Origin of the sequence: Amycolatopsis arida (genome assembly GCF_900115565.1) — a bacterium.
Taxonomy (GTDB): domain Bacteria; phylum Actinomycetota; class Actinomycetes; order Mycobacteriales; family Pseudonocardiaceae; genus Yuhushiella; species Yuhushiella arida.
This window is the reverse complement of the sequence record NZ_FOWW01000008.1, coordinates 267,034-287,719: the sequence shown is the minus strand read 5'-3', so window position 1 is coordinate 287,719 and position 20,686 is coordinate 267,034. Positions and strand designations below refer to the sequence as shown.

At 72.7% G+C, this 20,686-nt stretch carries 24 protein-coding genes; 18 read left to right on the top strand and 6 right to left on the bottom strand.

Annotation, left to right across the window (positions count from 1 at the left end; all coding sequences use genetic code 11):
- The first annotated feature begins 5 nt into the window (after window positions 1–5).
- From BM051_RS22190 to BM051_RS22180, 3 genes are read left to right on the top strand one after another with little or no spacing between them, the layout of a single operon-like run.
- On the top strand, window positions 6–1,349 hold the full coding sequence (locus tag BM051_RS22190; RefSeq protein ID WP_177216985.1) for an MATE family efflux transporter: 1,344 nt from the start codon (window positions 6–8) through the stop codon (window positions 1,347–1,349).
- Window positions 1,325–3,373, top strand: coding sequence for a threonine--tRNA ligase (gene thrS / locus BM051_RS22185; protein ID WP_092533723.1), 2,049 nt, complete (start codon window positions 1,325–1,327; stop codon window positions 3,371–3,373). Before BM051_RS22190 ends, thrS begins: the two co-directional genes overlap by 25 nt.
- Complete coding sequence (locus BM051_RS22180; protein WP_092533720.1) at window positions 3,363–3,920, top strand: HIT family protein; 558 nt, start codon at window positions 3,363–3,365, stop codon at window positions 3,918–3,920. The genes thrS and BM051_RS22180 overlap by 11 nt, the downstream gene beginning before the upstream one ends.
- A gap of 15 nt (window positions 3,921–3,935) precedes the next feature.
- Here BM051_RS22180 and BM051_RS22175 read toward each other — a convergent pair whose 3' ends face one another.
- Window positions 3,936–4,484, bottom strand: coding sequence for a YceI family protein (locus BM051_RS22175; protein WP_092533717.1), 549 nt, complete (start codon window positions 4,482–4,484; stop codon window positions 3,936–3,938).
- 114 nt (window positions 4,485–4,598) lie between these two features.
- Between BM051_RS22175 and BM051_RS22170 the strand changes: the two genes are divergently transcribed.
- The 5 genes from BM051_RS22170 to BM051_RS22150 all read left to right on the top strand — a co-directional run bounded on the left by BM051_RS22170 (window position 4,599) and on the right by BM051_RS22150 (window position 8,418).
- Window positions 4,599–5,111: a MarR family winged helix-turn-helix transcriptional regulator gene (locus tag BM051_RS22170; RefSeq protein ID WP_092533887.1), complete on the top strand. Its 513-nt coding sequence runs from the start codon at window positions 4,599–4,601 to the stop codon at window positions 5,109–5,111.
- 88 nt (window positions 5,112–5,199) lie between these two features.
- On the top strand, window positions 5,200–5,811 hold the full coding sequence (pgsA, locus tag BM051_RS22165; RefSeq protein ID WP_092533715.1) for a phosphatidylinositol phosphate synthase: 612 nt from the start codon (window positions 5,200–5,202) through the stop codon (window positions 5,809–5,811).
- A complete protein-coding gene (locus BM051_RS22160; protein ID WP_092533713.1) occupies window positions 5,808–6,725 on the top strand; it encodes a phosphatidylinositol mannoside acyltransferase in 918 nt (305 codons plus the stop codon). Before pgsA ends, BM051_RS22160 begins: the two co-directional genes overlap by 4 nt.
- 17 nt (window positions 6,726–6,742) lie before the next feature.
- A complete protein-coding gene (locus BM051_RS22155) occupies window positions 6,743–7,897 on the top strand; it encodes a glycosyltransferase family 4 protein (RefSeq protein ID WP_092533884.1) in 1,155 nt (384 codons plus the stop codon).
- Window positions 7,894–8,418 carry a LemA family protein gene (locus BM051_RS22150; RefSeq protein WP_092533711.1) on the top strand — a complete coding sequence of 175 codons (525 nt, stop codon included), beginning with the start codon at window positions 7,894–7,896 and terminating at the stop codon, window positions 8,416–8,418. Before BM051_RS22155 ends, BM051_RS22150 begins: the two co-directional genes overlap by 4 nt.
- A 140-nt stretch (window positions 8,419–8,558) precedes the next feature.
- Here BM051_RS22150 and BM051_RS22145 read toward each other — a convergent pair whose 3' ends face one another.
- Window positions 8,559–10,679: an elongation factor G-like protein EF-G2 gene (locus BM051_RS22145; protein ID WP_092533708.1), complete on the bottom strand. Its 2,121-nt coding sequence runs from the start codon at window positions 10,677–10,679 to the stop codon at window positions 8,559–8,561.
- A 220-nt stretch (window positions 10,680–10,899) separates the two neighbouring features.
- On the opposite strand from BM051_RS22145, the gene pdxS reads away from it, so the two are divergent.
- Window positions 10,900–11,814: a pyridoxal 5'-phosphate synthase lyase subunit PdxS gene (gene pdxS, locus BM051_RS22140; RefSeq protein WP_092533705.1), complete on the top strand. Its 915-nt coding sequence runs from the start codon at window positions 10,900–10,902 to the stop codon at window positions 11,812–11,814.
- Between the two features lie 54 nt (window positions 11,815–11,868).
- Here the strand turns inward: pdxS and BM051_RS22135 are convergent, their stop codons facing one another.
- Genes BM051_RS22135 through BM051_RS22130 form a run of 3 tightly spaced genes read right to left on the bottom strand, consistent with a single transcriptional unit; the run spans window position 11,869 to window position 13,119 of the window.
- Window positions 11,869–12,270, bottom strand: a complete 402-nt coding sequence (locus tag BM051_RS22135; RefSeq protein ID WP_208325992.1) for a type II toxin-antitoxin system VapC family toxin — start codon at window positions 12,268–12,270, stop codon at window positions 11,869–11,871.
- On the bottom strand, window positions 12,267–12,506 hold the full coding sequence (locus BM051_RS28650) for a hypothetical protein (protein ID WP_134046296.1): 240 nt from the start codon (window positions 12,504–12,506) through the stop codon (window positions 12,267–12,269). Before BM051_RS28650 ends, BM051_RS22135 begins: the two co-directional genes overlap by 4 nt.
- 40 nt (window positions 12,507–12,546) lie before the next feature.
- Window positions 12,547–13,119 (bottom strand): helix-turn-helix domain-containing protein, encoded by a 573-nt coding sequence (locus tag BM051_RS22130; protein WP_092533699.1) that lies wholly within the window; start codon window positions 13,117–13,119, stop codon window positions 12,547–12,549.
- Between the two features lie 68 nt (window positions 13,120–13,187).
- Here BM051_RS22130 and BM051_RS22125 point away from each other — a divergent pair, with 68 nt between their 5' ends.
- Entirely contained in the window at window positions 13,188–13,943 is a 756-nt protein-coding gene (locus tag BM051_RS22125) for an AzlC family ABC transporter permease (protein WP_092533696.1), read from the top strand.
- An 8-nt stretch (window positions 13,944–13,951) separates the two neighbouring features.
- A complete protein-coding gene (locus BM051_RS22120) occupies window positions 13,952–14,269 on the top strand; it encodes an AzlD domain-containing protein (protein WP_092533881.1) in 318 nt (105 codons plus the stop codon).
- A 7-nt stretch (window positions 14,270–14,276) separates the two neighbouring features.
- Here the strand turns inward: BM051_RS22120 and BM051_RS22115 are convergent, their stop codons facing one another.
- Window positions 14,277–14,747: an Lrp/AsnC family transcriptional regulator gene (locus tag BM051_RS22115; protein ID WP_092533693.1), complete on the bottom strand. Its 471-nt coding sequence runs from the start codon at window positions 14,745–14,747 to the stop codon at window positions 14,277–14,279.
- 109 nt (window positions 14,748–14,856) lie between these two features.
- On the opposite strand from BM051_RS22115, the gene BM051_RS22110 reads away from it, so the two are divergent.
- The 7 genes from BM051_RS22110 to ruvA all read left to right on the top strand — a co-directional run bounded on the left by BM051_RS22110 (window position 14,857) and on the right by ruvA (window position 20,628).
- Entirely contained in the window at window positions 14,857–16,029 is a 1,173-nt protein-coding gene (locus BM051_RS22110) for a trans-sulfuration enzyme family protein (RefSeq protein WP_092533878.1), read from the top strand.
- A gap of 85 nt (window positions 16,030–16,114) precedes the next feature.
- The gene (gene pdxT / locus BM051_RS22105) at window positions 16,115–16,735 is read left to right on the top strand and encodes a pyridoxal 5'-phosphate synthase glutaminase subunit PdxT (protein WP_092533690.1); all 621 of its coding nucleotides are present in this window, start codon (window positions 16,115–16,117) and stop codon (window positions 16,733–16,735) included.
- A gap of 33 nt (window positions 16,736–16,768) precedes the next feature.
- Complete coding sequence (locus BM051_RS22100; protein ID WP_092533687.1) at window positions 16,769–17,521, top strand: YebC/PmpR family DNA-binding transcriptional regulator; 753 nt, start codon at window positions 16,769–16,771, stop codon at window positions 17,519–17,521.
- A 144-nt stretch (window positions 17,522–17,665) separates the two neighbouring features.
- Window positions 17,666–18,196, top strand: coding sequence for a DUF4262 domain-containing protein (locus tag BM051_RS22095; RefSeq protein WP_092533684.1), 531 nt, complete (start codon window positions 17,666–17,668; stop codon window positions 18,194–18,196).
- Between the two features lie 132 nt (window positions 18,197–18,328).
- Window positions 18,329–19,261, top strand: a complete 933-nt coding sequence (locus BM051_RS22090) for an endonuclease/exonuclease/phosphatase family protein (RefSeq protein ID WP_243859699.1) — start codon at window positions 18,329–18,331, stop codon at window positions 19,259–19,261.
- 132 nt (window positions 19,262–19,393) lie between these two features.
- Window positions 19,394–20,029, top strand: coding sequence for a crossover junction endodeoxyribonuclease RuvC (gene ruvC, locus BM051_RS22085; RefSeq protein ID WP_092533681.1), 636 nt, complete (start codon window positions 19,394–19,396; stop codon window positions 20,027–20,029).
- Window positions 20,026–20,628, top strand: a complete 603-nt coding sequence (ruvA, locus tag BM051_RS22080; protein ID WP_092533678.1) for a Holliday junction branch migration protein RuvA — start codon at window positions 20,026–20,028, stop codon at window positions 20,626–20,628. Before ruvC ends, ruvA begins: the two co-directional genes overlap by 4 nt.
- The last annotated feature ends 58 nt before the right edge of the window (window positions 20,629–20,686 follow it).

Below are 20,686 nucleotides of genomic sequence, written 5' to 3'. Positions count from 1 at the left end.
CGCCGATGAGCACTCCGGAGGCGGAGGCGGAGGCGGAGGCGGACCGGCCGGGTCGGCTGCTGGCCAGGGTCGGCCCCCCGGTGCTCAGCCAGGCGATCACCGCGGGCACCAGCCTGCTGCTGCAGGTGGTCGCCGCGCACACCCTCGAGCTGCCGGAGTTCGGCGCGTTCGCGCTGTTCCTGGCGTTGCTGGTGAGTGCGAGCGCGTTGCACACCGGCTTCGTCGGCGACGGCCTGGTGGTGCTCGACCGGCACGACCCGGACGTCCGGGCCGGGCTGGCCGCGAGCGCGGGCGCGGGCCTGCTGCTGGCCGGGGCGGTGGGGATCGGCGCCGCGCTGGTGATCGGCTCCGGCGACCCGGCCGTCGCGCTGCTCTACCCGGCGATGCTGGTGCTGTGGCTGGTCGAGGAGACGGTCCGCCGGTTGCTCGTGGCGCGGCGCTGGTTCTGGCGGTTGGTCGGCAACGACGTGGCCTACCTGGTCGGCACCGCGCTCGCCCTCGGCGCGGGGTGGGCGTGGGCCGGAGCGGTGAGCCTGCCGCTCCTGTTCGCCGCGATGGCCGTGGGCGCGGTGACCGCGGTCGGCGTCGGTGTCCTGCAGTTGCCCAGGGCCGAGCTGCGGGTTCCGCGGCCACGGCTGGCCGCCCTGCCGCGGGTGGTGTCCTTCGCCGGGTGGCGGGCCCTGCAGGCGGCCCTGCGCCCGGCCGCGCTGCTGGCCGCCAGGGCGCTGGTCGCGAACCTGGTGTCGCTGGCGGCGGTGGGCGTACTGGAGGCCGGCCGGCTGGTGGTGGCCCCGCTGCAGGTGGTGGTCAACGGCGTGGGCACCTTCCTGCTCTCCGCGTTCGCCGCGCGGGCCCGCTCCGGGCGGACCAGGCCGGACCGGGCGAGCAGGGCCGCCCTGCTGCTCACCGCGGGCACCGCCGCCGGTGGCGGGCTGCTCGCGTTGCTCGCCGCGCCGCTGGGTCGGCTGCTGACCGGGGAGCCGGCCGGTTCGTGGCTGGTGCTCGGCTGGGTGGCCTACCTCGTGGTCTGGTCAGCCGGGCTGCCCTACGTCGCCTTGGCCGTCGCGGCCCGGCTGACCCGTGCGGTGTTCACCGCCAGGGCCGCCGACTCGCTGCTCGGGGTGGCGCTGGCCGCCGCGGCGCTCGCCCTCGGCGCGCCGCTGGCCGCGGTGCCGTGGCTGATGGCGGCCGGTGGGCTGTACTCGGTGTGGCGGCTGCGGGCCCATACGAGCCGGCCGACCGCCCCGCTAGCATCGACACAGCAGTTCCGGCAAGACCCCCGAGAGCCCACTGCCCCGCCAGAACCCTTCCGAAGGAGCCCATCGTGTCCCAGCCACCCGCCGCCGTAGCCGCACCCGCGCCCCGCGTGGTGGTACCGGCGGGCACCACGGCGGGCACGGCGGTGCGGGATGCGGGGCTGTCCGGCAAGGGGCCCGACGCGATCGTCGTGGTTCGCGACGCCGGGGGTGCGCTGCGTGACCTCGCCTGGGCGCCGGAGGCCGACACCGAGGTCGAGCCGGTCGCGGCGAACTCCGAGAACGGCAGGGCCGTCATCCGGCACTCCGCCGCGCACGTCCTCGCCCAGGCCGTGCAGGACCTGTTCCCCGCGGCCAAGCTCGGCATCGGCCCGCCGATCAAGGACGGCTTCTACTACGACTTCGCCGTCGACCGCGCCTTCACCCCGGAGGACCTGCAGGCGCTGGAGAAGCGGATGAAGCAGATCATCAAGGGCGCGCAGCGGTTCTCCCGCAGGGTGGTGGACTCGGTGGAGGCCGCCAGGGAGGAGCTGGCCGGCGAGCCGTTCAAGCTCGAGCTGGTCGACCTCAAGTCCGAGTCGGACACCGTGGACTCGGTGGACACCAGCGAGGTGATGGAGGTCGGCGGGGGCGAGCTGACCATCTACGACAACCTCGACCCGCGCACCGGCGAGCGGGTGTGGGCCGACCTGTGCCGCGGCCCGCACGTGCCGACCACCAAGCACATCCCCGCGTTCAAGCTGACCAGGGTCGCCGCGGCGTACTGGCGGGGCGACGAGAAGAACCCGCAGCTGCAGCGCGTCTACGGCACCGCGTGGGAGTCGCCCGAGGCGCAGGACGCCTACCTGGAGATGCTCGCCGAGGCCGAGCGCCGCGACCACCGGCGGATCGGCGCCGAGCTGGACCTGTTCTCCTTCCCCGAGGAGATCGGCTCGGGGCTGCCGGTGTTCCACCCGAAGGGCGGCATCATCCGGCGCGAGCTGGAGAACTACTCGCGCCGGCGGCACGAGGAGTCCGGCTACGAGTTCGTCTTCACCCCGCACATCACCAAGAGCGGGTTGTTCCTCACCTCAGGGCATCTGCCGTACTACGCGGACACGATGTTCCCGCCGATCCCGTTCGAGGGCGAGGACTACTACCTCAAGGCGATGAACTGCCCGATGCACCACCTGATCTTCCGGTCGCGCGGGCGGTCGTACCGGGAGCTGCCGTTGCGGCTGTTCGAGTTCGGCACGGTGTACCGGTACGAGAAGTCCGGTGTGGTGCACGGCCTGACCCGGGTGCGCGGGCTGACCATGGACGACTCGCACATCTACTGCACGAAGGAGCAGATGCCCGGCGAGCTGCGCTCGCTGCTGCGCTTCGTGCTGGACCTGCTGGCCGACTACGGCCTCTCCGACTTCTACCTGGAGCTGTCCACCCGCGGTGACTCGGACAAGTTCATCGGCTCGGCCGCCGAATGGGCGGAGGCCACCGAGACCCTGCGGCAGGCCGCCGAGGAGTCCGGTCTCGAGCTGGTCCCCGACCCTGGTGGCGCGGCGTACTACGGGCCGAAGATCTCCGTGCAGGCCCGCGACGCGATCGGCCGCACCTGGCAGATGTCCACCATCCAGCTGGACTTCAACCATCCGAAGCGGTTCGAGTTGGAGTACACGGCGCCGGACGGCTCCCGGCAGACCCCGGTGGTGATCCACCGCGCGCTGTTCGGCTCGATCGAGCGGTTCTTCGGTGTGCTCACCGAGCACTACGCCGGCGCGTTCCCCGCGTGGCTGTCGCCGGTGCAGGTGGTCGGCATCCCGATCGCCGACGAGCACGTCGAGCACTTGCGCGGGGTGGAGAAGGCGTTGCGCGCCAAGGGGATCCGGGCCGAGGTGGACACCGGCGACGACCGGATGCAGAAGAAGATCCGCACGCACACCACGGAGAAGGTGCCGTTCCTGCTGCTCGCCGGCGGCAAGGACGTCGAGGCCGGCGCGGTGTCGTTCCGGTTCCGGGACGGCAGCCAGGTCAACGGGGTGCCGGTGGCGACCGCGGTGGAGGCGATCGCCGAGTGGATCGTCCGCAGGGAGAACGCCTCGCCCACCGCCGACGCGGTGGAGGCCCTGGTTGGCCGCTGAGCACGGGCCGGAGCTGGTCGGCCAGGACGGGGTCGGGTTCCCGGACGCGCTGCAGCGGCTGTGGACCCCGCACCGGCTCGCCTACATCCAGGGGGAGAACAAGCCGGAGGGCGACCAGCCGCAGGGCTGCCCGTTCTGCCGGCTGGTCGACATGGACGACGCCGAGGCGCTGATCCTCGCTCGCGGGGGCACGGTGTACGCGGTGCTCAATCTCTACCCGTACAACCCGGGTCACCTGATGGTGGTGCCGTACCGGCACGTCGCCGACTACACCGAGCTGACCCGGGACGAGTTGGTGGAGCTGGCCGAGTTCACCCAGACGGCGATGCGGGTGATTCGATCGGTGTCGGCCGCCCACGGGTTCAACATCGGTATGAACCAGGGTGTGATCGCCGGCGCCGGCATCGCCGCCCACCTGCACCAGCACGTGGTGCCGAGGTGGGGCGGCGACGCCAACTTCATGCCGGTGGTCGGCCACACCAAGGTGCTGCCGCAACTGCTGGGTCAGACCCGCTCGCTGCTCGCGGAGGCCTGGCCGGGGCGGTGACCGGGCGGTCCGGGGTCAGGACCGCAGGGACGCCTCGATGTTCAGCTCGATCCTGATCTTGTCGCTGACCACGGCGGTCGGGATGCTGGCGCCGACGCCGAAGTCCGAGCGGCTGATCTCGGTGCTGGCCGACACGCCGAGCACCTTGCTGCCCTCGGTCATGCCGTCGCCGAAGCCGCCGAGCTCGGTGGTGAGGGTGACCGGCCTGGTCACGCCGCGCACGGTCAGCTCGCCGTCGATCAGGTAGTCCTCGCCGTCAACACGGATGCCGGTGGAGCGGAAGGTCAGCGTCGGGAACCGCTCGACGTCGAGGAAGTCGGCGCTGCGCACGTGCCCGTCACGCTGCTCGTTGTTGGTGTCGATGCCCGCGGCCTGGATGGTGGCGATCACCGTGGAGTCGGTGATGCTCTCGGCGGTGGTGATCTCGCCGGAGAACTCGCCGAAGCTCCCGCGGACCTTCGAGACGCCGAGGTGGCGGACCGTGAAGCTCACGTCCGAGTGCACGGGGTCGATGTCCCACGTACCGGCCAGGTAACCGGGGATCTGGGTGGTTGCTGTGGTCATGTCGTTCTCCTGGGGTCTGGTGTTCCGGTCATCTCGGGGAGCCGTCTGATTGAGCTCTCAATCAGAACGTAGCCGAACATGGTTGAGCGCTCAACCACGGGTAGGATGGACCACATGGCGGGAACGCGATGGCTCTCCGAGCACGAGCAACGGGTGTGGCGCACCTTCAACGCCGCGACCGGCATGCTCCTCGCGCACCTGGAGGGCCAGCTCCAGCGTGACTCCGGGATGCCGCTGACCTACTACGAAGTGCTGGTCGTGCTGTCCGAGGCACCCGACCGAACACTGCGGATGAGCGAGCTGGCCGAGAGGTGCCACTCGTCACGCAGCCGGCTCTCCCACGCCGTCGCCCGGATGGAGGCCAACGGCTGGGTGCGCCGGCGCTCCTGTCCGACGGACAAGCGCGGGTCGTTCGCTGAGCTCACCCCGCAGGGGATGACCGCGCTCGCCGAGGCCGCGCCGGGGCACGTCGAGGCCGTGCGGTCGAGCCTGTTCGACGTGCTGACACCGGAGCAGGTGAGCGCACTCGGCGAGATCAGCGCGGTGATCCGGAACGGGCTGGAGCCGCAGTGCGCGAAGGCGCGCGAGGCCGCCGAGCGCGACGAGGGCGACGCCACCCGGTTCTAACCTGCGCGTCGGCGCCGGGACGGCGGGGCGGGCTCGATAGGCTCTCCTCGCCCATCCGCCCACGTAGCAGGTGCACCGGACGAATCTGATGCTCAACATCTTCGCGCGCCCCTCCGTCTCCCGCGTGACCGATCCGATCGGGACGGCGCTGGTGCGTGCCGGGCTCACCCCGAACGGGATGACGGTGCTCGGCACCGCCGGTGCGATGGCCTGCGCGCTGGTGTTCTTCCCGGCCGGGTGGCTGCTCACCGGCACGTTCACCGTGTGGGGCTTCGCGATGCTGGACCTGCTCGACGGGGCGATGGCCAGGGCCCGCGGTCACGGAACCCGGTTCGGCGCGGTGCTGGACTCGACGTGCGACCGGCTCGCCGACGGCGCGCTGTTCGCCGCCATCGCGTGGTGGGCGTTCGCGGTCGCCGGCAACGGCAGGGCGGCCGCCGCGGCGCTGGTCTGCCTGGTGCTCGCCCAGGTCATCTCCTACATCAAGGCGCGCGCCGAGGCGTCCGGGTTGAGCGCCGACGGCGGTCTGGTGGAGCGGGCCGAACGGCTGATCATCGCGCTGGTCGGCACCGGGCTGCAGGGGTTCGGCGTGCCGCACGCGGTGGAGGTGTCGCTGTGGCTGCTCGCGGTGTTGTCGGCGGTCACGCTGGCGCAGCGGGTGCTGGCGCTGGCCAGGTCGGCAAGGGAGGCCGGGCCGTGAGCGGGATGGGTCAGCGGTTCACCGCGCTCGGCTACGCCGCCGGCTGGCGGCTGGCCCGGATCCTGCCGGCCGGGCTCGCCGACGGCGTGTTCGCACTGGGCGCCGACATGCTGGCGCGGCGGGAGGGCGCCGCTGTGCGGCAACTGCGGCGCAACCTCGCCAGGGTGGTGCCACAGGCCGGCCGGACCGAGCTGGACGAGCTGACCCGCCGCGCGCTGCGGTCCTACGCCCGGTACTGGCAGGAGATGTTCCGGCTGCCGGCGATGGACCGGCAGGCCGTGGTGCGGGGCGTCGACCAGGGCATCACCGGGGTCGAGAACCTCAACGCCGCGCTGGCCGAGGGCAACGGCGCGGTGCTCGCGCTGCCGCACTCCGGGAACTGGGACGCCGCAGGGGTGTGGCTGGTGAACCATCTGGGAACCTTCACCACGGTGGTGGAACGGCTGCGACCGGAGTCGCTCTACCAGCGGTTCGTGGCGTTCCGGGAGTCGCTCGGCTTCGAGATCCTGCCCGCCGACGGCGGCGCCGTCGCGTTCCGCACGCTGATCCGACGGTTGCGCGAGAACAAGGTGGTGTGCCTGGTGAGCGACCGCGATTTGACGGCGTCCGGGCTGCCGGTCACGTTCTTCGGCGAGGAGACCAGGATGCCGGCGGGTCCGGCGCGGCTGGCGGCGAGCACCGGTGCCGCGCTGCTCCCGGTGGGCAGCTGGTTCACCGACGACGGTTGGGGCATTCGGATCCACCCGAGGATCAGGGTGAACGCGAGGGAGGAGGTGCGGGCGGCGACGCAGGCGCTGGCCGACGTCCTCGCCGGTGACATCGCCACGCACCCCGCGGATTGGCACATGGTGCAGAAGTTCTGGCTGTCCGACCTGCCGAGCGAGCAGCGCGCCCTGTTGCGGGGAACGGGGTAGCCGTGCCGGGTGGGGGGATCAGGGTCGGGATCGTCTGCCCGTACTCGTTCGACGTGCCGGGCGGGGTGCAGGGGCACGTGGTCGACCTGGCGAAGGCGCTGCTCGCCCGGGGGCACGAGGTGTCCGTGCTGGCCCCCGCCGACGACGACGTCGCGCTGCCCGCGTTCGTGCACCCGGCGGGGCGTGCGCTGGCGATCCCGTACAACGGATCGGTGGCCCGGCTGCAGTTCGGGCCGGTGTCCTACGCGCGGGTGCGGCGGTGGCTGCGGGACAACGACTTCGACGTGCTCCACCTGCACGAGCCGGTGGCGCCGAGCCTGTCGCTGCTCGCGCTGAAGATCGCCGAGGGGCCGATCGTCGCGACGTTCCACACCTCGACGCCCCGGTCGCGGACGCTGTCGGCGTTCCAACCGGTGTTGCGGCCGCTGCTGGAGAAGGTCACCGCGCGGATCGCGGTGTCCGCGCTGGCCCGGCGGGTGCAGGTGGAGCATCTCGGCGGTGACGCGGTGGAGATCCCGAACGGGGTGGACGTGCCGTTCTTCGCGCGGGCCACCCCGTTGCCCGGGTATCCCCGGGAGGGCGGCACGGTCGGGTTCGTCGGCCGGTTCACCGAGCCGCGCAAGGGGATGGCCGTGCTGCTCGACGCGTTGCGCCGGATGCTGCCCGACTGGCCGGGCCTGCGGCTGCTCGTGGTCGGTCGGGGTGAGGGTGACGCCCTGCTGCGCCAGGCGGGGCCGGAGTTGGCGCGGCGGATCGACCTGCTCGGGCAGGTGGACGACGAGACCAAGGCCAGTGCGTTGCGGAGCGTGGACGTGTACTGCGCGCCGAATACCGGCGGGGAGAGCTTCGGGATGATCCTGACCGAGGCGATGGCCGCGGGGACACCGGTGGTGGCCAGCGGGCTCGACTCGTTCCGTCGGGTGCTCGACGACGGCAGGGCCGGGGTGCTGACGCCGACCGGTGACGCGGCCGCGCTGGCCGGCGCGCTGGCCGACCTGCTGGCCGACGACGCCCGGAGGGCGCGGCTGGCCGAGGCGGGTCGGGAGCGGGTGGCGATCTACGACTGGGCTACCGTGGCCAGCCAGGTGGTGCGGGTGTACGAGGCGGCGATCGCCGCGGATCCGCGGCGGGTGAGCGCGGTGCCCGCCGAGCGGGAGGGCGCCGAGCGGTGAACACGCTGCTGGTGGTGCTGGCGCTGGTCGCGGCGCTCGTGGTGCTCGGTGGCCTGTGGTTGGTGGCGACGGCGAACCGGTTGGACCGGTTGCACGTGCGGACCGATGCCGGGTGGGCGGCGCTGGACGCCGCGCTGGCCCGCAGGGCGGTGGTGGCCAGGACCATCGCGGGCGGGGTGTCCGGGGCGTCGCTCGACGGGGCGCTGGTGGAGCGGCTGCGGGTGGCGGCCGAGCGGGCGGAGGCGGCGCCGAGGGCGGAGCGGGAGCTGGCCGAGAACGAGCTCACCCGGCTGCTCGCCGAGGTGGATCGTTCCGCGTTGCCACCCGTGTTGGCCGCGGAGCTGACGGACGCCGAGCACAGGGTGGTCATCGCCCGGCGGGTGCACAACGACGCCGTGCGCGACACGCTGGAACTGCGTGGCCGGCGGCACGTGCGGTACTTCAAGCTGGCCGGTACGGCGGGACGACCGGAGTACTTCGAGATCGCCGAACCCGAGTTGACCCCGGGCAGCCCGCCGTAGCGCGACTGGCCCCGCTCTCCGTTGCCGTGTCCGCGCGTCATGCGCGCCTGTCCGCGCCGCACGACGCGGGCACGCGTACACGGAGCGCGGACACGCGTACACGGAGCGCGGACACGTGTACACAGGCCGCGGACACGGGGTCAGGTGGCGGCGGTCATCCCCTGGGGCTGGGGGTCGTAGCGGGCGTGCCGGCGGGTGAAGCTGGCCGTGCCGGAGGTCATCGACCGGAGGTCGCTGGCGTAGCGGAGCAGCTCGGCGGCCGGGACCTCGGCGCGGATCACGGTGCAGCCGCCGGCGTCGGCCTCGGTGCCGAGCACCCGGCCGCGGCGGGCGGAGAGGTCGCCGAGGACCGTGCCGAGGTGCTCGTCGGGGAGCCGGACGGTGACCTCGTCGAGCGGTTCCAGCAGGATGATCCGGCCGTTGGCGGCGGCGTCCTTCAGTGCCAGCGAACCGGCGGTCTGGAAGGCCGCGTCGGAGGAGTCGACGCTGTGCGCCTTGCCGTCGACCAACGTCACCCGGACGTCCACCACCGGGTTGCCGTCGAGCAGACCGCGGGTGAGCTGTGCCCGTACCCCCTTCTCCACGCTCGGGATGAACTGGTGCGGGATGGCGCCGCCGACGATCCGGTCGACGAACTCGAAGCCGGCGCCGCGGGGGAGCGGCTCGACCTCGATGTCGCACACGGCGTACTGCCCGTGGCCGCCGGACTGCTTGACGTGCCGGCCGTGCCCGCGGGCCGGTCCGGCGAAGGTCTCCCGGAGCGGGATGCGCACCGGCTCGGTGTCCACCTCGGTGCCGCCGGCGCGGAGCCGGGACAACACGACGTCGGCGTGAGCCTCGCCCATGCACCACAGCACGAGCTGCTTGGTCTCCGGGTTGCGTTCCAGCCGCAGCGTCGGGTCACCGGCGACCAGCCGGGAGAGGTTGCGGGACAGGTTGTCCTCGTCGCTGCGGGTCTTGGCCACGACCGCCACCGGCAGCAGCGGCTCGGGCATGGTCCACGGCTTCATCAGCAGTGGCTCGTCCGGAAGGGACACCGTGTCGCCGGTCTCCGCGGAGCCGACCTTCGTGAGCGCGCAGAGGTCGCCCGCCACGCAGTACGGCACCTCGCGCAGGGTCGCGCCGAGCGGCGAGTACAGGTGGGCGACGCGTTCGTCGGTGTCGTGGTCCTCGTGGCCGCGCTCGGCGAGGCCGTGCCCGGACACGTGCACCGACCGCTCCGGCCGCAGCGTCCCGGAGAACACCCGGACCAGCGAGACCCGCCCGACGTAGGAGTCGACCGCGGTTCGCACGACCTCCGCGGCGAGCGGGCCGTTCGGGTCGGCCCGCAGTGGCTCGTGCGGGGTGCCGTCGGGCGCGGTGACGTCCGGGAGGGGATGTTCGAGCGGGGAGGGGAAGGCGCGGGCGATGCCGTCGAGGATCTCGGCGAGGCCGACGCCGGTGGCGGCGCAGGCGGGGATGACCGGGTGGAACGACCCGCGGGCGACGGCGGTCTCCAGGTCGGTGATGAGCGTCTCCTCGGCGATGTCCTCCCCGGCGAGGTAGCGGTCCATGAGGGTCTCGTCCTCGCTCTCGGCGATGACGCCCTCGATGAGCGCGTTGCGGGCGTCGGTGAGCCGGTCGAGGTCGGTGGGGTCGGGCTCGGTGATCCGCGGCGGGTGGCCGTCCGAGTAGTCGTAGAAGCGTTGGGTGATCAGGCCGATCAGGCCGGTGCGGCCGCCACCGGCGGGCAGGTACAACGGCAGCACGCCGGCGCCGAACGCCTCCTGACACGCCGCGATCTCGGCCTCCGGGTCGGCGCGCTGGTGGTCGAGCCGGGCCACGACCACCGCCCGCGGCATCCCGACCGCCGCGCACTCCTCCCACAACGAGACCGTCGCCGCGTCGACTCCTTCCGCGGAGCAGACGACGAACAGCGCGGCGTCGGCGGCCCGCAACCCGGCCCGCAGCTCACCGACGAAGTCGGCGTACCCGGGGGTGTCGATCAGGTTGATCTTGATGTCGCCGTGCATCAGCGGCGCGACCGAGAGCCCGACGGAGCGCTGCTGGCGCACCGCGGCGGGGTCGTGGTCGCAGACGGTGGTGCCGTCGGTCACCGAGCCGGCCCTGCTCACCGTGCCGCTGGCCGCGAGCAGCGCCTCGGTCAGCGTCGTCTTGCCCGACCCCGAGGGGCCGACCAGGACGACGTTGCGGACTTTCGCCGGGTCGTCCACAGCGACCGCGGCCCCGGCATCACCGTTCTTCCCGTGTTTCTCGGCCATGGTGGATCTCCTCGCGAGGTCGACGTCGTGTGTCCTCGATCACACACCTGATCGCGCCGCACGGCAAGGCCACGGACGGCCGATTACCGGGGCGACCGGTGCGTCCGACCACCGGAAAGTGGACTGCTGAGATACCCGTCTACTGGCCTGGGAGAGCGGTCCACGTCGCACGTATCCTGGGGTGGACAACGTTGGTTTCTCCTGTTGAAAGGCTCCCGCAGTGTCTGACGTCCAGTCTCCGAACCCCGCCGCGTCGCAGACCGGCACCGCGCGCGTCAAGCGCGGGATGGCCGAGATGCTCAAGGGCGGTGTGATCATGGACGTGGTCACCCCCGAGCAGGCCAAGATCGCCGAGGACGCCGGCGCGGTCGCCGTGATGGCGCTCGAGCGCGTGCCCGCCGACATCCGTGCGCAGGGCGGCGTGGCCAGGATGAGCGACCCGGACCTGATCGAGGGCATCATCTCCACGGTGTCCATCCCGGTGATGGCGAAGGCGCGGATCGGGCACTTCGTCGAGGCGCAGGTGCTGCAGTCGCTCGGAGTGGACTACGTCGACGAGTCCGAGGTGCTCACCCCGGCCGACTACGCCAACCACATCGACAAGTGGGCGTTCACCGTGCCGTTCGTGTGCGGTGCGACCAACCTCGGTGAGGCGCTGCGGCGGATCAACGAGGGCGCGGCGATGATCCGGTCGAAGGGTGAGGCCGGCACCGGCGACGTCTCCAACGCGACCACGCACATGCGCAGGATCCGGGCGGAGATCCGCCGGCTGACGTCGCTGCCGGAGGACGAGCTCTACGTCGCGGCGAAGGAGCTGCAGGCGCCGTACGAGCTGGTCAAGGAGGTGGCCGAGCGTGGGAGGCTGCCGGTGGTGCTGTTCACCGCGGGCGGAATCGCCACGCCGGCCGACGCCGCCATGATGATGCAGCTCGGCGCCGAGGGCGTGTTCGTCGGCTCCGGCATCTTCAAGTCGGGCGACCCGGCGAAGCGGGCCGAGGCCATCGTGAAGGCCACCACGTTCTACGACGACCCGGACGTGATCGCGAAGGTGTCCCGCGGCCTCGGGGAGGCCATGGTCGGCATCAACGTCGACGACGTGCCCGAGCCGCACCGCCTCGCCGAGCGCGGCTGGTAGTCCGCAGGCTGGTCCAGGTGATCCGCACGGTCGCCCGGACCAGCCGGGTGGTGATCAGGAAGCGGCGAAGAGCTCGATCTTCGCGTGATGCCCGTTCGAATGGGCCAGCTTGGCGTCAGTGGTGACAAGGGGAGCGTCGAGGCGTTCGGCAAGGGCGACGTAGGCGGCGTCGTAAGCGGTCACCGCATGTCGAAGCGTCCAGATCCGGTCCACCAGGCTTCGGTGAGGGACCCGGGTGATGGGGGCCTGCGGAAGCGAACGGACGATGTGGGTTGCCTGTTCGGCCGTGTTCGGGGCGAGTCGCGTGGTCTTTCGCAGAAAGTGAACGATCTCGAGGTCGATGCGCTCGGGTGCCACCAGGGACGACGTGTGCAGTCGGTGCCGCAACGCAGGTTCGGGGGAACCCAATAGCTCGATGTAGGCGGAGGCGTCAACGACGACTCGTGGCACTGTCACCGATCGACCTCGCGTGGGTTCTCCGCGTCGCGGACCTCTCGGATTGTCGCGACGATCGACTCCCTGGTGATGTCGGGAATGCGGAACTCCTCGATGCTGGCCAGCCACTCGTCCAAGGTCGGCCCGGTCTCGGCGCGCCTGGCTTCCTCGCGTTCCACGTAGGACAGCAGGGAAAACGATCCGGCTCCGTCAGGTGGATCCGGCCGATGCTCGTGGGTGTGTGCGTGCTCGGACATTGCCCCAGGTTAGCGGGAGGGGCCGACGATTCCCGGGATCTCAGGTGTGCTCGGACAGCAGCACCGCGAGGGTGTTCGGCTCCAGTGCCTGGAAGACGTGCGCCACGTCGCCCGGATAGGCGACATAGTCACCGGGGGCCAGCTCCGTCGGCTCGTCGGCCAGCCCGACCAGTGCCCGCCCGGTGCTGAGCACCACGTGCTCCACCACGCCCGGCATGTGCGGCGCCGACTCCCGCGCCGCGCCGGGCTGCACCGAGATCAGGTACAGGTCCCGCCGCGCCTGCGGCGGGCACGCCGACAGCAACGTCGCCACGTAGTCGGCGCGCTCGGAGTGGATGGCCGGTCCCTCGCCGGCCCGGATCACCTGCACCGCGGGTCGCGGCGGGTCCACCAGCCGGGAGAACGGCACGTCCAGCGCCACGCCGAGCGCCCACAACGTCTCCACGCTCGGGTTCCCGACTCCGGCCTCCAGCTGCGACAGCGTCGACTTGGCGACCCCGGCCCGCCGGGCCACCTCCGCCAGTGACAGCCCGGCCCTGCGCCGCTCGCGGCGCAGGGACGCCGCGATCACGTCGAGCGGAGCGCCGTTCCTCCTGCTGTCCTCGCCCGTCATTCGTTCGCTCCACAAGTCGCTTCGTTCGGCTTGACGAACGCCATGGTGGTTGTTCAGTATAGAAGGCGATGCGTTCGATATGGCAGACCCTGGACCGTACCCTCGCCCGTGACATCGGCCTGGTGTGCCTCGCCGACACCATCGTGGGCGTCTCCTTCGGTGCCATCGCGGTGAGCTCCGGCCTCCCGATCTGGCTGCCCATGCTGCTGTCGGTCGTGGTGTTCGCCGGCGCCGCCCAGTTCATGTTCGTCGGCATCATCGCCTCGGGCGGCAACCCGATCGCCGCGGTCCTCGCCGGACTGCTGGTCAACGCCCGCCACGTGCCGTTCGGCTTCGCGGTCGGCGACGTCCTCGGCCGCCGGTGGGCGAGCCGGATCGTCGGCAGCCACCTGATGATCGACGAGACGGTCGCCTTCGCGCTGGCCCAGGAGGAGGTCGCGCGGCGCAGGGCGGCCTACTGGGTGTGCGGCGCCGGGCTCTTCGTGTGCTGGAACGTCGGCGTCGCGATCGGTGGCGTCGGCGGTGCCGCGATCAGCGACCCCGCGGTGTTCGGCCTCGACGCCGCGTTCCCCGCGGTGCTGCTGGCCCTGGTGTTGCCGTCGCTGCGGGACCGGGCCGTCCGGCGGGCCACCCTGGTGGGCGTGGCGATTGCGCTGGCCACCGCCCCGTTCCTGCCCGCCGGCCTGCCGGTGCTGCTCGCGCTGGCCGGCGTGCTGGCCGGCCTCGGCCCCACGAAACCCAGCGAGCCCACCGAGCCCACCGAGCCGACCACGCCGGGCCGCGACGACACCGGTCCCGGCCGGGAACGGGAGGCGGCGTGCTGAGCGCGGACATGACGGTGACCCTGGTCGTCGCGACGCTGGTGCTCGGTGCCGGGACGTTCGCGTTCCGGTTCGCCGGCCCGCTGCTGCGCGCCCGGTTCGCGCTCTCGCCGAAGGCGGAGCGGCTGATGGCCACCTCCGCGGTGGTGTTGTTGGCCGCGCTCGTGGGCACGGCCGCGCTGATGGAGGGCGCCGAGCTCGCCGGGATCGCCCGCCCGGCCGGTGTCGCCGTCGGTGGGGTGCTCGCCTGGCGGAAGGCCCCGTTCGTCGTGGTGGTGCTGGCCGCCGCCGCGACCGCCGCCGGGCTGCGCCTGCTGGGCGTGCCCTGACACCGCTTCAGGCCAGCACGTCGGGTGTGGGCGGCACCTCCTCCTTGCGCACGTGCTCGAACAGCAGGTTCGTGTGCAGTTGCGCGACCTCCGGCCGGCTGGTGAACGCGTCCAGCACCAGTCGCTGCAGGTGCGCGGCGTCGGCCACCGCCACGTGCACCAGGAAGTCCTCCGGCCCGGCCACGTGCGACACCGAGATCGTCTCCGGCAGCCGCAGCACCGCCGCCATGAACGGGCGCACGACGGCCCGGGTGTGCGGCCGCACCCGCACCGCGATCACCGCCTGCAGCGGCCGGCCCAGTTGGCCGAGGTCAACCTCCGCGCGGTAGCCGGTGATCACCCCGCGCTCCCGCAGCGCCCGGTGCCGGACCAGGCACGTCGACGGGGCGACGTTCACCAGCGCGGCGAGGTCCTTGTTCGGCAGCCGAGCGTCCTTCTGCAACGCGGCCACGATGTCCGCGTCCACCGCATCCAGCACCGTACTCTCCTAGTTTGTCGAAGAGAATTCTGTGTACGACCAATTCTCCCGTGGTTCCTGCAGTATCTCCTCGTTCCGTCGAAGCGAGGAGGTCTTCATGTCGGGTGGCATGCCGGGTGGGTTGCGCACGCGGGCGGTGCACGGCGGCCGGCAGGACCTCGGCCGGCTCGGGGTGCACGCCCCACCGATCGACCTGTCCACCACCTACCCCGTCCCCGACCAGGACCTGGGCGGCCGGGCGCTGGGCGAGTGGGCCGACGGCGCCGAGTCGGCGGCCTCCCCGGTGTACGCGCGGCTGCACAACCCGACGGTGGCCAGGTTCGAGCGCGCGCTGGCCGAGCTGGAGGGCACCGACTCGGCCGTCGCCTTCGCCAGCGGGATGGCCGCGGTGACCGCGGTGGTGCAGGCCGCCTGCCTCACCACCGGCCGGCCGCACGTCGTGGCCGTCCGCCCGCTCTACGGCGGCACCGACCACCTGCTCGGCACCGGCCTGCTCGGCACGACGACCAGCTACGTCGCCCCGGACGAGGTCGCCGCGGCGCTGCGCCCGGACACCGGTCTGGTGGTGCTCGAGACGCCGGCCAACCCGAGCCTGGACCTGGTGGACATCGCGGCGGTGGTCGACCAGGCCGGCGACGTGCCGGTGCTGGTGGACAACACGTTCGCCACTCCGGTGCTGCAGAACCCGGCCGCGCACGGCGCCGCCTACGTGCTGCACTCGGGCACGAAGTACCTCGGTGGGCACGGCGACGTGCTCGGCGGCGTGGTCGCCTGCGCCGCCGACCGCGCCGGCCCGCTGCGCCAACTGCGGATCCTCACCGGTGCCGTGCTGCACCCGCTCGGTGGTTACCTGCTGCACCGCGGGCTGGCCACGTTGCCGCTGCGGGTTGAGGCGGCCCAGCGCAGCGCCACCGAGCTGGCCGGGCGGTTGGCCGAGCACTCGGGGGTGCGCCACGTGCGCTACCCGGGGCTGGCCGCCGGTGACGAGGCCGTCCTGGGCCGGCAGCTGCGCGGCCCCGGCGCGATGCTGGCCTTCGAGCCGGCCGGTGACCCGCACGTGGTGGTGGCCAAGCTCGGCCTCGTCACGCCCGCGGTGAGCCTCGGCTCGGTGGACACCCTCATCGAGCATCCCGCCGCGCTCACCCACCGCCTCGTCGGTGACGCCGACCTGGCCGCCTGCGGGGTGCCGCCGCGGCTGCTGCGACTGTCGATCGGCCTCGAGGACGTCGAGGACCTGTGGGACGACCTGGACCAGGCGCTGCGGGTGGCCGCCCACGGCTGACCCGTGCCGCACCGGCCGCGCGCCGGCACCGGCCGCCCGCCGGTACCCTTGACCAGGGGAGATCGGGCGAACGGAAGGAGGCCGAGTGGCGAACGCGCGGCCGGTGATCGGCGTGCTGGCGTTGCAGGGCGACGTCCGCGAGCACGCGGTGATGCTGGAGCGGGCCGGGGCGAGGGCGGTGCCCGTCCGCCGCCCCGCCGAGCTGTCCGCGGTGGATGGTCTGGTGCTGCCGGGTGGGGAGTCCACCACGATGTCCCGGCTGCTCGAGACGTTCGAGCTGCTCGACCCCCTGCGCGCGCGGATCGCCGAGGGCATGCCCGCGTTCGGCTCGTGCGCGGGGATGATCCTGCTCGCCAGGCAGGCCCTGGACGGCCGGCCCGACCAGCGGCAGCTCGACGGGTTGGACATCGTCGTGCGGCGCAACGCCTTCGGCCGCCAGGTCGACTCCTTCGAGGAGGACCTCGACTTCGCCGGTGTCGAGGGCGGCCCGCTGCACGCCGTGTTCATTCGCGCACCATGGGTGGAGAAGGCCGGCGACGGTGTCGAGGTGCTGGCCAGGACACCGGGCACGCCGGAGGCGGGAGCGGTGGGGGCTAGGATCGTCGCGGTCCGGCAGGGCCCGGTGCTTGCCACCGCGTTCCATCCGGAGCTGACCGGCGACGAGCGCGTGCACCGGCTGTTCGTGCGCCTCGTTCGCGAGGCCTAGCACCCGGGGGCACCCGATCGAGATGGAGGAGAGATGAGCGGCCACTCCAAGTGGGCCACCACGAAGCACAAGAAGGCCGCCCTCGACGCCAAGCGTGGCAAGCTGTTCGCGAGACTGATCAAGAACATCGAGGTCGCCGCGCGCACCGGCGGGGGCGACCCGGACGGCAACCCCACGCTCTTCGACGCCATCCAGAAGGCGAAGAAGAACTCGGTGCCCGCCGACAACATCGAGCGCGCGCGCAAGCGCGGCGCCGGTGAGGAGGCCGGTGGCGCGGACTGGCAGACGATCATGTACGAGGGCTACGGCCCGAACGGCGTCGCGGTGCTCATCGAGTGCCTCACCGACAACAGGAACCGCGCCGCCAGCGAGGTGCGCACCGCGCTGACCCGCAACGGTGGCTCGCTGGCCGACCCCGGCTCGGTGGCGTACCTGTTCAACCGTAAGGGCGTCGTGATCATGCCGAGGAACGGCCTGAGCGAGGACGACGTGCTGGCGGCGGTGCTGGACGCCGGCGCGGAGGAGGTCAACGACCTCGGGGAGAGCTTCGGGATCGTCAGCGAGGCCGGTGACCTCGTCGCCGTCCGGTCGGCGTTGCAGGAGGCCGGGTACGACTACGAGTCGGCCGACGCCGGCTTCGTGCCGTCGGTGAGCGTGCCGCTGGACGCCGAGGGCGCCAAGAAGGTGTTCAAGCTGATCGACGCGCTCGAGGACTGCGACGACGTGCAGAACGTCTACGCGAACTTCGACGTTTCCGACGAGGTCCTCACCGAGGTGGGGGCGTAGAGGTTCGCGTGGCGCGGCGGTGTCCGATTCCACGTTTCCGACGAGGTCCTCACCGAGGTCGGGTCACCGCTCGGCGCGGGAGACCGGCGTCCCGGCGAGGATTCCGGCGCGGGAGCCTGGGCGAGCGCGGCCGGGTACGGCACAATGTCCGCCGTGACGATGGACTCCCTGGACACCCTCGATGCCCGAGAAGACGAGCTCCGCGAGTGGATCATCAGCCAGGGTGAGCAACGCGGGAACGCCGTCATCACCGTGCCGCCGGACGAGCACGGCGCCGGCTACAGCTTCACCGCGTGCGCATGGGCACTGCACGAGGTGCCGGAGGCGGTGGTGATCGGGCTGCCCGAGGAGATCGCGCCGGTGCTCCTCGACGCCTACGTCGACCGCGCCGCGGCCGGGGAGCGGTTCGTGTTCGGCCGGCTCTACCACGACTTCTTCGAGGGCGTTCCGGTGACCTTCGAGCGGGTTGCCGAGGGGCACTACCCCGAGTTCTTCGGCAGCGCGTTCCTGGTGTACCCGGACGGCGACTTCCCGGCGGTGCAGATCATCGTGCCCACCCCTGAGGGGCTGTGGCCGTGGGAGGAGCGCGCGCCGGAGGGCTTCGCCACCTGGCAGCCCGTCCTCACCGTGAGCGGCGCCCCGGAGAGCTGGACCCCCGGCGTCGACGGACCCTGACCGTCCACATCGGACTTCAGTGGTGAACGGTTCGGCCGCTGTTCGCCTCCCCGTCGGCCGCTGGTCGGGTCGCGCACACCGGTGCCGGGGACGCTCGGCGCCGAGCACGGCACGGCCCGACCGGGAGGACGCATGGCGGAGGAGAAGGCCGGGATCACCCGGCGCGGGATGCTCGGCGCGGTCGGCGCGGCGGGAATGGCGGGGCTGCTCGGCACCGGCACCGGCACCGCGTCCGCCGGGCACCGGGACGCCCTCATCGGCAGGGCCGGTGGGGACACGCTGCACGTGGTCTCGTTTAACATCCGCTACGACGCCGGCGCCGCACCCGGCACGCCGGACTCCTGGACCGACCGGCGGCCGGTGCTGGCGCGGTTCCTGGAGATCGAGCAGCCGACCGCGCTCGGCGTGCAGGAGGCGCTGTACCACCAGGTCAAGGAGGTGGCCGCCGACCTGCCCCGGTACTACGACTGGATCGGGCTCGGCCGGGAGGGCGGCGGCCGCGGCGAGTTCATGGCGGTCTACTACGACACCCGCCGGCTGGAGCCGCGGGACTTCGACCACTTCTGGCTGTCCGACACCCCGGCGCTGATCGGATCGACGTCGTGGGGCAACACGGTGGTCCGGATGGTCACCTGGGTGCGATTCCGCGACCGCCGCACCTCGCGCGAGTTCGTGCACCTCAACACGCACTTCGACCACCGCTCGGAGAACTCCCGCCAGCGCAGCGCGGAGCTCGTGCTGGACCGCGTCCGCGGGGTCGAGGAGGGCCTGTCCGTGCTGGTCACCGGTGACTTCAACACGCCGGCGGGCGACTCCGAGTCCTACCGCGTCCTGGTCACCGACGGCGGGCTGGTCGACACCTGGACCGCGGCGGCCCGGCGGCTCACCCCCGCGTGGGGCACCTTCCCGAACTACCGCGACCCGGTGCTCGACGGCCCGCGGATCGACTGGGTGCTCGGCGACGACCGGGTGGAGGTGCTGCGGGCGGCGATCAACCCGTTCCGGGTGGACGGGCGCTACCCTTCCGACCACGTGCCGGTCCAGGCGCTGGTCCGGCTCCACTGAGCCGAGTCGACCAGAGTCGACCAGAGTCGACCTGGCCGGCCGCGCCGACCCGCGCGGCGCGTCCTGACCGGAGCCGCCGCCCCGCACCGGTAGTCTGCGACCTCGAACTGATGTTCGGCGGAAGGTGGGCAGGTGCGAGTGCTCGGCGTGGACCCCGGGCTGACCCGGTGCGGCCTCGGCGTGGTCGACGGCGGCACCGGCCGCGCGGTGAGCTGTGTCGCGGTGGACGTGGTCCGGACCCCGGCCGACGCGGACCTCGCCACCCGGCTGCTGCGGGTGGCCGACGCGGTCGAGGACTGGCTGGAGCGCTACCGCCCGCAGGCGGTCGCCGTGGAGCGGGTGTTCAGCCAGCACAACGTGCGCACGGTGATGGGCACCGCACAGGCGGGCGGGGTGGTGGCGCTGAGCGCGGCCCGCCGCGGCCTCCCGGTCGGATTCCACACGCCGAGCGAGGTCAAGGCGGCGGTGACCGGCTCGGGTCGGGCCGACAAGGCCCAGGTCGCCGGCATGGTCACCCGCCTGCTGACGCTGGCCGAGGCGCCGCGGCCGGCCGACGCGGCCGACGCGCTCGCACTGGCCATCTGCCACCTGTGGCGCGAGCCGATGCGGGCGCGGGTGGCCGAGGCGGAGGCCCGCGCCGCCGAGCTGGCCCGCCGGCACCGGGCCCGGCTGGCCGCGGCGGCCCGGGCGGCCGGCCCTGCCGAGCGGGAGGGACAATCGCCGGCGCGAACGGTGCGGTCGGCGCGATCGGCGGGGGTACGGCGATGATCTCCTCGGTACGGGGCGAGGTGCTCTCGGTCGGCCTCGACCACGTCGTGGTCGAGGTCGGCGGCGTGGGGCTGGCGGTGCAGGCCACTCCGGCCACCCTCGCCACCCTGCGCCGCGGCGAGCAGGCCCGGCTGCACACCGCGCTGGTGGTGCGGGAGGACTCACTGACCCTGTTCGGCTTCGCCGACCCCGAGTCTCGGGAGCTGTTCGGCCTGCTGCAGACCGTGTCCGGGATCGGCCCACGGCTGGCGCTGGCCGCGCTCGCCGTGCTCGACCCGGACACGCTGCGCACCGCGCTGGCCGAGGGCAACATCACCGTGCTCACCCAGGTCCCGGGAATCGGCCGTAAGGGCGCCGAGCGGCTCACCCTGGAGCTGCGGGACAAGGTCGTCGCCGCCGCCGGTGACGGCGGCCCGGCACCCGGCGGGGCGCCGGCCGGCTCGGCCGTGCGCGGCGAGGTGGTCGAGGCGCTGACCGGCCTCGGCTTCGCCGCCAAGCAGGCCGAGCAGGCGGTGGACAAGGTGCTCGCCGCGGACGGGGCCGGCGACACCGCGGGCGTGCTGCGCGCCGCGCTGGCCACCCTCGGTCGCAAGCGGTGACCCCCGGCGGGCACCATGCGGGGCGGAAGGACCGTGAACGGACGATCGTGAATGGGCG